Source organism: uncultured Leptotrichia sp., assembly GCF_938036635.1.
GTDB lineage: Bacteria > Fusobacteriota > Fusobacteriia > Fusobacteriales > Leptotrichiaceae > Leptotrichia > Leptotrichia hongkongensis.
The window spans coordinates 1-1,682 of sequence record NZ_CALHQO010000585.1 but is presented as its reverse complement, the minus strand read 5'-3'; the positions used below and the strand labels follow the sequence as shown (position 1 = coordinate 1,682).

Annotated in this window: 1 protein-coding gene; it reads right to left on the bottom strand. The window is 33.2% G+C overall.

All coding sequences use genetic code 11. The features are described 5' to 3' along the window. Positions 1-3: 3 nt before the first annotated feature. Positions 4-1,593 (bottom strand): 1,4-alpha-glucan branching protein domain-containing protein, encoded by a 1,590-nt coding sequence (locus Q0370_RS11675; RefSeq protein ID WP_299575930.1) that lies wholly within the window; start codon positions 1,591-1,593, stop codon positions 4-6. Positions 1,594-1,682: the final 89 nt, after the last annotated feature.

The following is a 1,682-nucleotide window of genomic DNA, read 5'->3' as shown; positions in this document are numbered from 1 at the left end:
AAATTATAACCAGTCACTTCTATACATTCTGTATTCAATTTCAGGGAAGATATTATCTCTGCTTTCAATTTCACTTATCCAGCCTTCATCTAATCTTCCGTTTTTGAAATCTTCATAAATTTTGAACAATCTATGGACATGATCACTTATTTTCTTGTGAGCATAACCAACCATTGTTCCTGTGTACATTATAAATTCCCAGCAAGAAGTCTGTGCCATCAATAACTCTCTTGCAGCTTGATTCAATGCTCTGTATTCTAATTCGTTGTATGGTTCTCTTCCGTTTGCTAGTTCTATCATTTTTTGTGCTGCTTTATGTAAATGTCTGTAGGCGTAATCATTTGAGCTGTCTATCCAAACATCATAATAGCCGTTTGCTCCCCAGCTTGACATGCTTACGTCAACTATTTGATTTGTAGGATATAATTCTAAATATTTGTATGGTGTTATTGTAGAAAAATTAGATTCTGCTATTGCTCTGAATACCCATTCTAGGAATATTGGCCCTTCATACCACCAATGTCCGTATAGTTCGGCATCATAAGGTGACACTACAATAGGTTTTCTGTATTTCATTTTTGAAGCGAGATATTCTATTTGTTTTGAACGGTTGAAGACAAAGTTGTAGGCGTGTTCTTTTGCCCTTTCTGCCGCTGCCTGTGGATTATAAACAGCTTTGTAGGTTCCTTTTTTATCTGTTATCGCATGGTATTTTATTCCGATGTTTCTTCTTACTCCATCACTATGCAAATAAGGTTTTACAAGTTCATAATCCAGTTCGTAACCAGCATCCTTGTGAAATTCACGATAAAGTACGTCTCCTGGATAACCTGATTCAGAACTCCAAACTTGCTCTGACGACTCTAAATCTCTTGCAAATGCAGCTACATAGTTTTTTGTGTAAACTGGTGAATAAATACCATAAACTGGACGTGGATTACTGTGCATAATTCCATGTGCATCTACTAAAAAGTATCTTATTCCATGTTTTTCAAGGAATTTATCCTGTCCTGGATAATAAGCACATTCAGCTAGCCAAATTCCTTTTGGATTTCTTCCAAAGTTTTTTATGTAATCTTTTTTTGCCATAAAAACTTGAGCATTTACTGCTTCAGGATAATCTTTCATTACTGGCAAAAAACCGTGTGTTGCTGTAACTGGAATAATTTCAAGATTTCCTTGATTTTGAAATTTTCTAAATGCTCCTACCAAATCTCTATTGTATTTTTCTTCAAACACTTTTTTTGCTCTTGTATTAAACCATAGATTGTGTTTTGCAACATTTAGCATATCGGGATATGGACTCAGTCTTTCCACTTCTTTTTCACAAAATTCAATCAATTTGTCTATATGACGAATATATCTTTCTCTTAATAACTCATCATTTAACATATTTACAAGTGTTCCAGACATTGTGATTGTTATATTCCAAGGAATATTATCCCTTGTCAAGCTTTCAAACATTTCTAGTAGAGGAACGTATGTTTCTGTAATTGCTTCATATAACCAATCTTCTTCCAAAAATTCTTTATACTCTGGATGTCTTACATATGGCAAATGCGCATGTAAAACAAGACTAAAATATCCATTCATAATTCTTCCTCCATACGTCTAAAATTCTTATATATTATATTTATACCATACTTTCTGTAAATTTCAAAATTTTTTTATAGAAAGTTTAC

Bases quoted from the DNA above. Each gene is read 5' to 3' on its own strand.
- Q0370_RS11675 (WP_299575930.1), bottom strand. From the start codon at position 1,593: ATGAATGGATATTTTAGTCTTGTTTTACATGCGCATTTGCCATATGTA.